Origin of the sequence: Pseudovibrio sp. WM33, assembly GCF_001623165.1 — a bacterium.
Taxonomy (GTDB): domain Bacteria; phylum Pseudomonadota; class Alphaproteobacteria; order Rhizobiales; family Stappiaceae; genus Pseudovibrio.
On sequence record NZ_LMCK01000139.1, the window covers coordinates 1 to 8,143 of the forward strand.

Annotated in this window: 9 protein-coding genes; 4 read left to right on the top strand and 5 right to left on the bottom strand. The window is 48.8% G+C overall.

Features of this window, described 5'->3' with window-relative positions; genetic code table 11:
- Nucleotides 1–21 precede the first annotated feature (21 nt).
- The 3 genes from PsWM33_RS23715 to PsWM33_RS23725 are packed head-to-tail and all read right to left on the bottom strand — an operon-like array spanning nt 22 to nt 778.
- Nucleotides 22–315, bottom strand: a complete 294-nt coding sequence (locus PsWM33_RS23715) for a hypothetical protein (RefSeq protein WP_063301857.1) — start codon at nt 313–315, stop codon at nt 22–24.
- Between the two features lie 12 nt (nt 316–327).
- Nucleotides 328–540, bottom strand: coding sequence for a hypothetical protein (locus tag PsWM33_RS23720; protein WP_063301858.1), 213 nt, complete (start codon nt 538–540; stop codon nt 328–330).
- Nucleotides 524–778 (bottom strand): hypothetical protein, encoded by a 255-nt coding sequence (locus tag PsWM33_RS23725; protein ID WP_063288235.1) that lies wholly within the window; start codon nt 776–778, stop codon nt 524–526. The genes PsWM33_RS23720 and PsWM33_RS23725 overlap by 17 nt, the downstream gene beginning before the upstream one ends.
- Before the next feature lie 32 nt (nt 779–810).
- Here PsWM33_RS23725 and PsWM33_RS23730 point away from each other — a divergent pair, with 32 nt between their 5' ends.
- The 4 genes from PsWM33_RS23730 (at nt 811) to PsWM33_RS23745 (ending at nt 3,107) form a co-directional block, all read left to right on the top strand.
- Nucleotides 811–1,182 carry a helix-turn-helix domain-containing protein gene (locus tag PsWM33_RS23730; protein WP_153040005.1) on the top strand — a complete coding sequence of 124 codons (372 nt, stop codon included), beginning with the start codon at nt 811–813 and terminating at the stop codon, nt 1,180–1,182.
- Between the two features lie 766 nt (nt 1,183–1,948).
- Nucleotides 1,949–2,233 carry a hypothetical protein gene (locus PsWM33_RS23735; RefSeq protein ID WP_063301860.1) on the top strand — a complete coding sequence of 95 codons (285 nt, stop codon included), beginning with the start codon at nt 1,949–1,951 and terminating at the stop codon, nt 2,231–2,233.
- 2 nt (nt 2,234–2,235) lie between these two features.
- On the top strand, nt 2,236–2,808 hold the full coding sequence (locus PsWM33_RS23740; protein WP_063301861.1) for a hypothetical protein: 573 nt from the start codon (nt 2,236–2,238) through the stop codon (nt 2,806–2,808).
- The gene (locus PsWM33_RS23745) at nt 2,805–3,107 is read left to right on the top strand and encodes a pyocin activator PrtN family protein (protein ID WP_244272517.1); all 303 of its coding nucleotides are present in this window, start codon (nt 2,805–2,807) and stop codon (nt 3,105–3,107) included. Before PsWM33_RS23740 ends, PsWM33_RS23745 begins: the two co-directional genes overlap by 4 nt.
- 54 nt (nt 3,108–3,161) lie before the next feature.
- Here PsWM33_RS23745 and PsWM33_RS23750 read toward each other — a convergent pair whose 3' ends face one another.
- Together PsWM33_RS23750 and PsWM33_RS23755 are read right to left on the bottom strand one after the other, a co-directional pair.
- Nucleotides 3,162–6,662: a beta strand repeat-containing protein gene (locus PsWM33_RS23750; protein ID WP_193778462.1), complete on the bottom strand. Its 3,501-nt coding sequence runs from the start codon at nt 6,660–6,662 to the stop codon at nt 3,162–3,164.
- An 822-nt stretch (nt 6,663–7,484) separates the two neighbouring features.
- Nucleotides 7,485–8,143, bottom strand: a 659-nt coding sequence (locus PsWM33_RS23755) for a hypothetical protein (protein ID WP_208994724.1), incomplete at its 5' end; no start/stop codon positions are given.

Sequence of the window (8,143 nt, forward strand, 5' to 3'; positions counted from 1 at the left end):
TAACTATAGGCGTGGACCACTTCAAAGGGGGAGGCTCACCCTTGGGAGTTTGACCAGCGTGTGGCCGCTCATGCGTGCCAGGATGCGGGTGAGCACGGGATCTGCGGCCTCGTGTTCCAGATCGGCAATCACGTCCACCGGCATGGCGTCATGGCTCTGTTGGTTGCCATAGCGGGAAAGCTGGCACAGTGCGACGCGGGTGACCATGCTGGCAGCTTCCACGCCGCCATTCAGCTTCACCAGAGCTTTGGAGTAGGCAAACAGGCGGGAATAGTCAGATTCCGGCAGGGTGCGACTGGTTTGTGAGCGGGACATGCAAAACTATCCTCAAGTGTTTCGCTGACAGCGCCGGGGCAGTCTTGCAGACTGCCGATCCAAAGCAGCGGAGCTGAGCTGATGCAGGCAAAGAAATGGAATTTGGAAAAACTGGAGCGCGATGCTGAACGGCAGCAAGGCCATGGCCGGCGACAGATGCAAAGCGCCCTCGCCGCCTGCCGGTTTGCCCGGTGTTTTGCCGGAAGGATCAGAGCTCGATCTCATGAACCCGCTCCTGACGGCAAAACTTGATGAACAGCACCAGGCCTCTGAGTGAGGAAAGCCGGATATCGGCTCCGGTGCGCAATCGCAAATGCAGATGAGGATTGCCGACAGCGCGCTGACCCAGCTGCGCAGGCGTCATATCAAACTCGTTACAAGCCATGTCGATGAGCTTGATAATGTCGGCTCTGGTGGGAAGTTTGAAGTCCGCTTCGCTGATCTCGGATCTTTCCGTCTGCATACCAAATCACCTCCAATGAAATCGAGGTCAGTATGGAGTATACTACGAACAAATCAACGCAGTATTATGCGCTAGACGAAACGAAATGCATGGATTATTATCCGCGTATGGAAACTTGGCGTAAAAACCTTAAAGATCAGATGGATAAGAAGGGCGTAACTGCACGCGCCCTCTCCTTAGCCATTGGGAAAAGTCCTGATTACGTCAATAAAATGCTGAAGAACTTCACCCCGACTATCGAAGTTTTCTCCGCAATTTCACATGAGCTTGGCAGCAATGTCGGTGATTTGTTTTATGGCTCAGATGGGCCGGATCACTCTCAACTTATCAAGGATTTCAATCAGTTAAGTGAAGATGACAAGAAGGTCATCCTCCGCATGATTGACGGCTTCTCCCAAAAGTAAGCACCTTAAGACTTCCCGTCGGCCTTTGACCTATTCCTCAGGCGCTCAATTTCTATCGCTACCTTCACAAGCTCAATGGATGACAAGGTCCTGATTTTCTCAGCGAACTTAGCGTCCTTGTTTTTGGTGTCTTCCTGTAGTCCAGCCAATGCCTTCAGAGCCCCAGTGCTAATTCCACCAATCCAGTAAATGGATCTTTCTCGCCTAGGCTATCTACCGATTTGCAGGGAACACAAGTCAAAGGGCGAAAAATTGAAGAGCAACGAATTTTAATTGATAATCAGTAATTTGCGAGATTTCCGCATTCAGGCTGAATTGATTTCAGTGAAGGACGGCGCACTTAACCTATTCCCTTCTACTGAAAGGCTAACTTCTTCGCAGAAGGCTCGCGTACGCTCTAATGCGCTCAGCTAAATGATTATTGGTTATGCGTCCCTGGGCGCAGTGCTTGTCCACACATCATGTGCACAATTTTCCATACCGCGCCGCTCCATCTGATCGATCGAGATACTGATTCACACCCTCGAATGCGTATTATAATCCTTTTTAATATTGACATATGGATTATAGTACGCATCAATTGGCGTGCTTAATTGATCTGATTTGGGTGTAATGAAGCGCATCTAATATGGATCAAAGCATTCATTTTTAAACTGATAGTCACCTGCCCTGCAGAACCCCTCATGTGGCAGGTGACTGGCGCGGGTGCCGCCACCAACACATGCACCCGCGCCATCCTTTTCACGGTGGTTCAGGAGATATCTGCATGAGCTCTCATCTGAGGCTGATTACTCAAGATCCCGTTGCGCCGCTTCAACCAGATCAAGCAACAACAGCCAGCGCCGCAGAGCAGCAAGGCCATAAACTGCTCGACCAGATCGCCCCCAGCTTTGGAGAAATCGCACTGAAGCGTGAAGACTTGAAACTGGTTTTGAAGGATACACCGGAAGATGGACCGGCGATCGTTGCACAGATCCGCAACCTGCAGGATTTTTATCGCGACGGCTGGCAACTCTGCCAGCAAACACTGAACAAGATGGGGCGGGGTTAGAAATGACGGACACAACATGCCTCATTCCATTGCCAGAGCGGTGCTACATCAATCTGCAACACCCAGCTTCATCAAGACTGACTTGGCGCTCAGTGGGCATCGTTTTGGGCCGTGTGGCAGCCCTGCCCAATCTTACGGATGTTTTTATCTCTCAGGCGCAGTTCAATCTGCTGGCCTCCCGCTTCACACCGCGTCCGTTGCGCCCGCTGATAATGACCTCCGGCCTTCAGATCATTCTTGCCAACCTCGCCTATGTGGAAACGGACTGCGATAGCGGCCAGACCACACTCCAGAGACCGCAAGGCGGCCTGTGTGAGCTTGCAAAAGCACTTGGAGCACTCATTCCGCGACCCAGGCAGATCAGCATGGTTGAAACCGCCAAGCTGGAGGAGATCCGCCGAGCTGCGGTAACAACCACCCTCAACCAACTCTCTCGCAGATGCGTATCAGGTCCAACCTTGCCGCTCGCCTCCACCATCAAACCCAAGAGCCCAGAAATGGCGGCTCTGGACTGGGCGGACGCGATGGAAGAAAGCTGCAGGCATCCCTTGTTGAAGCAGCCCTGCGCGGCATGACTGAAGTTGAAATTCGAACTCTGGAAGGCAATCCTATGAACACCCAGTTTCTCTTGCTGGCTCAGTATTCTGGAAAAACAATCATACCCGTACAGGAAGTATGCAAAGACTTCTTCGGGCACCTGACGCTGCAAAAATTCCTTCGCAAGCACAACAGCGGCGAGATTGACCTTCCAATTGTCCGGATCGAAGACAGCCAAAAATGTGCCAGAGGTGTCCACCTCGTGGATCTGGCTCATTACCTGGACAAAAAGAGGGAGGAAGCTATGAAAGAAAACAATGCCATGTTCGGCAGATAAGACCATCCCGGCAATGTAGACTACCGGGATGGCTAGAGGAGTTGTTATCTTTTATCAGACGAACTGGAAGTCATCAATCAGGAGATCTTCTTTCAGCACACCGAGTAAGGTGATGCTGCTATTTTCGTCCAGCATGATGACTGTGCCAGTGCCTTCATTACTGGCAGCTTCAATCACACTTTCAAAATCTGCAAAGACATCGCTATCTAGGCGAATGATGTCATCCGACCCACCTCCAACTACAAAGTCAGTAATCACATCATTGCCAAAATCATCGCCTGAGAAATCGAAGGTGTCAGAACCTGAACCGCCGGTTAAGCGGTCGTTTCCGCGTCCACCGTTTAGCTGATCATCCCCTCCATAAGCCCAGATACTGTTGTCACCGGCATCACCTGTGAGGACATCACCGTAAGCATCCGTGCCCATGATATTTTCGATGGAGATATATTCATCTCCAGCCGCATCACCTGCATTTTGAGACTGATCGGAGAGGTTAACGGTGACAGCAGTCTTCGACCAGTAGTATCTGACCGTATCGGTTCCTTCACCACCATCAAGATAGTCCGCTCCTGAACCGTAACCATTAAGCGTGTCATTTCCTTCGCCACCATCAAGGCGGTCAATGCCACTTTGGGCATAAAGGGCGTTATCGTTGCTGTCACCGATCAGCAGATCATCGTAATGAGAGCCCGAAACATGTTCAATATTGACAAGGACATCTCCGGTAGCATGGCCACCACTGGCAGTATTTTCGGCGAGGTTGATCGTTACTCCTGCATCTGATTCACGATAGAAGGCAGTGTCAGAACCAATGCCCCCGTCAAGATGATCGGCACCGGCCCCGCCAAACAGATAATCGTTTCCTTCTCCGCCGTTTAGCTGATCATCACCTCCCAACCCCCAGAGTTCATTGTTGCCAGCGTCGCCTGTGAGGATATCGCCATAAGCATATGTACCTTTGACGTTTTCAATGGAGATGTATTCATCACCTGCGGCATCACCTGCATTCTGAGACTGATCGGAGAGATTGACAGTGACAGACGCATTTGAAAGCAGATAGCGAACGGTATCTTTTCCTTCACCACCGTTAATACGTTCCGCCAGATCTCCGGCAGAAATCTTGTCGTTGCCATCAGTACCAGTTAACTCAACACGGACATCATTCAACACCTCAATCTTGCTGAGCGTCGTCCCGTCAGCAAACTCAAATCGCTCAACTTGCTCGCCCATGTTGGCGATCTGGAGCTGACCGGCAGGCCTATCGCCTAATGCATCCCAAGAGAGTTTTAGTGCGGTACCGTTGTCGTCATTGTGATCAATTATTGTAATTGTAAGGTCAAGAAAAGACAGATCCTCAAAGACAACCGTATCATACCCTCCGTCATCGACTTCAGTAGTATAGTCAATCATCGTTGATCCACTATCTGCCCGGATCAAATATGTATCATCTCCCTGACTCCCGGTCAGTACTTCGCTGTCTCCTGTAACTGTCACAATGGCTGTTGCAGCTGAGCTTTCTCCGGCGCTGTCTGTTACCGTATAAGTGAAGGTATCAGTGATAGATTCACCAAGACCTAGAGAGCCAACCAGATTTGTCGGATCATAAGAGAATGTATCATCATCATTAACGGTCACTGAACCGAGAGTGTTGGTGGTATCCACACTGAAGCTGTGTGTATCTGAGGTATCTGCATCAGAGTAAGACGGCGTAATGACAACAGAACTGTCTTCGTTAGTCTCGCTAAAAACTTCAGCTGCTACAGGAGCGTCATTAATTCCGGTGATCGTCATAGTCACTGTCTTTGTGACGACACCGCCATTGCCATCATTCACTGTATAGGTGAAAGTATCAGTCGCACTCTCTCCTACAACAAGATGCTCAAATTGGCCATTTGGATTGTATTGGAAGCTTCCATCAACCAGAGTGACCTGCCCAGTGGTTTCACTGGCATCTACGGTGACGGTATGAGTGTCTGAGACCTCAGCATCTGAGAAAGCTGGTTCTATAAAGACGCTTTCACCCTCAGAAGTTGTTGCTGCGATATCATCAACAACGGGTGCATCGTTCACACCGCTGATTTTAATCGTAACAGTTTCCGTGGAGGTCACACCGGAACTGTCGGTAACGGTATAAGTGAACGTATCGGTGGCAGTTTCATCAGCTGTAAGGCCATCAAACTGGCCCTGCGGATGATAGGAGAATGTACCGTCATCATTCACGGTAACCGAGCCACGTGTATTGGTGGTATCCACACTGAAGCTGTGAGTGTCTGAAGTATCTGCATCAGAATAAGACGGTGTAATGACAACAGAACTGTCTTCGTTAGTCTCAGCAGAAACTTCAGCTGTTACAGGAGCATCATTAGTTCCGTTGATTGTCACAGTCACAGTCTTTGTGACCACGCCACCATGGCCATCATCAACGGTATAAGTGAAAGTATCGATCTTGCTTTCACCTATGCTCAGATATTCAAACTGTCCATTCGGGTTATATTGTAAGCTACCATCAACCTGAGTGACCTCACCAATGGTTCCGCTGGTATCAACTGTGATGATGTGAGTATCTGAGGTATCAGCGTCTGAGAAAACCGGTTCGATCAGAACGCTTTCTTCCTCAGAAGTTTCCGCTGCAAGCTCAGAAACAACAGGCACATCATTCAAGCCGCTGATTGTAATCCGAACAGTTTCCACTGAGGTAGCACCAGAACTGTCCGTGACAGTATAGGTGAAACTATCAGTTGCAGTCTCACCAGCCGTAAGGCCGTCAAACTGGCCTTGCGGATGATACGAGAATGTACCATCATCATTAACGGTAACCGAGCCAAGAGTGCTGGTGGTGTCCACGCTGAAGCTATGAGTATCTGAGGCGTCTGCATCAGAGTAGGAAGGCGTGATGATAACGGAACTGTCTTCGTTAGTCTCACCAGAAACTTCTGCAGCTATAGGGGCATCATTTTCACCAGTAATGGTGATGGTAACCTGCGCTCCTGCACTGGCCCAAGAGCCATCAGTAACAACATAAAAAAAGCTGTCTGTCGCCGTTTCGCCAGCACCTAAATGATCGAACTTCCCATCAGTGTCATAGCTGAATGTGCCGTCAGCGTTTGTTATGACTGCACCTGCAGTGTTTGTATTAATGATACTAACGATATGCGTATCCGATGCGTCTACATCAAAATAGGAAGGGGTTATAGTAACTGCACTGCCTTCACCTGTGGTTTCGCTCGAAGCAAAAGCTACAGGACCATCGTTAGAACCAAAGAGCTCTATAGTGACTGTCGCTGATGAACTGGCCCCGGAACTATCGATCACTGTATATGTAAACGTATCTGTCGTTTTCTCGCCCAAAGCCAGATACTCAAACCGCCCTGCTGGATTGTAAGAGAACGTACCATCATCATTGATTGTGACCGAGCCAAGCGTGTTGGTGGTATCTACGGTGAAAGTGTGTGTATCGGCAGAATCGCTATCGTAAAAAGCAGGTGTGATTTTATGAGAAGAGCTTTCGCCCCCTCCTGTTGCGACAGGAAAGGCAGAGGGTACAAAATTTGTCATTTGAGATACCATAGATTCATCATGCATAATTGCATCATGCATCTATGCATGCATATTTGAGATTGTAAACATTAATTAAAAACACCCAGAGTTGTAAACACAAACTTCTGGTTAGGACAAACTTAAGGCGCAAGCGATGAGCGTGAATTAGTTGGATTTCCTAGAGACTATCCGAATGGCTGTATTCTCAGGGAGGAGCCGAACTTGGACCACTTCCCTGTTCCACGTCCTGCATCAAGATTTGATAGGGAACCAGAAGAGAAACAGCTACAGCCTCCAAGGGGACGTTGATCCAACTACTGATGAGTTGATTGATCGACAACTAACGGCTGTGGTTGTTAGACTTAGATCTGAAACGCCCGCTGTCTATAACATAATTTTATTTTCAGGCCTCACTAATATCTATCTCGAATTCAGATATTAGTACGAATATCAGTACGACTGACAACGCTTTCAGCTGACAACACATTGTAGTATATAAATAAACTTTAAGTATCGATCCCATCAAGCATCGGCGCGACTGCGAAGACAGACTGATTGATTGATATTATAGAGTTTTTTGTTGCTTCAGTCATTCACTACGGTCTCAAACTACCTCAAGTCGCAGTCTTTTGACCTTTCTGCACCAAATTGGCAAGTCAGACCCACCAGAAACGTACGAATGGACTGCTATGACGGAATGAATGGTGAAGACGAATGAGGATATTGGTTCGGGCACATCTGATGATGGTGCGTCGAAGTATTTGCTGGAAAAGCACTTAGGGCAGCCGATTACAAACCGAACACCCCAAGTATCAACCTTCTATAACTGCTTATGGCCGTTTAGATCAGAAACTCAAAATTGCTCTCTTGGAGGCTGTCTGTCTGGACACCATTCAGAGTAATCGACGTCTCACCATCAAGGTGAATGACAACATCTGTTCCCACATCGCTTACTGCTTCCAGCAGTTCACCGAAGTTCGTCAGAAATCCAAACTCAAACTGAATAACTTCAGTATCAACATTAAAGTCAATGATAGTGTCATTGCCGGAATGCCTGTACTCAAACCTGAAGGTGTCATTGCCTGCACCACCGATGAGCGTGTCATCACCATCCCCACCGATCAGGGAGTCATCGCCCTCATAACCATGAAGTGTGTCGTTGCCTGAACCGCCGTAAAGCATATCGCCCTGATCGCCGCCATGGATGACATCATCGCCTGGGGTCGGGTTAAACGTGGCTTCCATGATCTCGTAGCCTGACAGCACAACATACTCATCATCAGCAAAACGGATCGTCTGGATACCCTCACCCTCGCTGAACTGGTTCTTGATCAGCAACGTGCCGCCATCATGGAACGTTAGAAGAAGGTCGTCATTGTCTGTTCCCGAAGGACGAGTGAACTGTACCTCATATGGGTAGTAACTGGATCCGATAATCAGCTCGTTGATCTCGGAACTGTCCGCATGCACGTCGATGATCGTGTCATGGCCGCTGCCAT

Bases quoted from the DNA above. Each gene is read 5' to 3' on its own strand.
- PsWM33_RS23720 (WP_063301858.1), bottom strand. From the start codon at position 540: ATGAGATCGAGCTCTGATCCTTCCGGCAAAACACCGGGCAAACCGGCA.
- PsWM33_RS23745 (WP_244272517.1), top strand. From the start codon at position 2,805: ATGACTGAAGTTGAAATTCGAACTCTGGAAGGCAATCCTATGAACACC.
- PsWM33_RS23750 (WP_193778462.1), bottom strand. From the start codon at position 6,662: ATGACAAATTTTGTACCCTCTGCCTTTCCTGTCGCAACAGGAGGGGGC.
- PsWM33_RS23740 (WP_063301861.1), top strand. From the start codon at position 2,236: ATGACGGACACAACATGCCTCATTCCATTGCCAGAGCGGTGCTACATC.
- PsWM33_RS23735 (WP_063301860.1), top strand. From the start codon at position 1,949: ATGAGCTCTCATCTGAGGCTGATTACTCAAGATCCCGTTGCGCCGCTT.
- PsWM33_RS23730 (WP_153040005.1), top strand. From the start codon at position 811: ATGGAGTATACTACGAACAAATCAACGCAGTATTATGCGCTAGACGAA.
- PsWM33_RS23715 (WP_063301857.1), bottom strand. From the start codon at position 315: ATGTCCCGCTCACAAACCAGTCGCACCCTGCCGGAATCTGACTATTCC.
- PsWM33_RS23725 (WP_063288235.1), bottom strand. From the start codon at position 778: ATGCAGACGGAAAGATCCGAGATCAGCGAAGCGGACTTCAAACTTCCC.